The following is a 1,070-nucleotide window of genomic DNA, read 5'->3' as shown; positions in this document are numbered from 1 at the left end:
AACAAATCCCACCCCAACTATTGACAAAGAGCCATAAAAAAACCAGAAATCCACTATGTAGATTACTGGTTTTCCTTTCCAAAATACCGCAGATGGGAGCCTGCAGACTGAAATTTTATGAAGCTACTTTAAAAATTCCATTACTTCTTCTAACGAATTTTTTCCCAAGGTAAATTGCTCTAATGCCATATATCTTTTTTCTGCAATGGTGTGTTCTTTTTCACAGCATACCTTTACAATTTCTGCCTCGCCGTCTAATGACTTGTTCACGTTTGATTTTGTCTGATAAGCCTCAAAATATCTTATACCAAATCTTCTTTGAGACTCTGCATTAATGTGAATACCATCAGGATTTGAATATAATTTTTCTCCAGTTACAAAATAACAATTACTATTATTTTCTGCGTATCTGAGTAATTCTTGATTAACCAATTCATACTCTACACAACTCCGCCCAAATGCAGATTTTCCCAAATAATCACCCAAACCGCCAACAATAAACGGGACCTCCAAAACGCCCAATTCTTTTCTGAATGAATTAACCATGACATTAAGTTTTTGATAATAATCTTTATATTTTCCACTATGGCTATCACTTTCTCCCTGATGCCATAAGATTGCAATCAAGTCGCTAGTTTCCATAGCAAACTTCGCCTCACTAATTGCATGACGAAATAAAGCTCCTTCAACATTCCATTCATCAATAGAACTACCACCTTCTGCACAAGGAATCAGTCCAACTTGTTCATTCTTATTTGCATTACACCATGCCTGTGCAAATGACGCTGCCGGACCAATACCAGCGACCGATCTATCAAAGTGAATCGGTTCCGCCATCATCTGCCACCTGCCGTTTCTGAGCATAAGGATATTTTCATTATAAATTGGTTTGACCTCATGTAAAAATCCACGCCCTGCCATATTTGATTGTCCTATAAGTAAAACGGATTTCATTTTTAATCTCCTCCAACCTAAACAAAAAAACAGAGGAAACGCTGTTAATTCAACGTTTCCTCCATTTTTCACTAATGCCGCAGACCGGAATCGAACCGGTACGAAGTTTAACCCTC

At 37.6% G+C, this 1,070-nt stretch carries 1 protein-coding gene; it reads right to left on the bottom strand.

Going from position 1 to position 1,070, the window contains the following annotated elements:
- Positions 1–123 precede the first annotated feature (123 nt).
- A complete protein-coding gene (locus CLOSYM_RS19425) occupies positions 124–954 on the bottom strand; it encodes a sialate O-acetylesterase (protein WP_044902954.1) in 831 nt (276 codons plus the stop codon).
- Positions 955–1,070 lie beyond the last annotated feature (116 nt).

The sequence above is a fragment of the [Clostridium] symbiosum ATCC 14940 genome (assembly GCF_000466485.1).
In the GTDB taxonomy this organism is placed as follows: domain Bacteria; phylum Bacillota; class Clostridia; order Lachnospirales; family Lachnospiraceae; genus Otoolea; species Otoolea symbiosa.
Note: the sequence above shows the minus strand (reverse complement) of the source record. Positions and strands in the feature narration are given on the sequence as shown.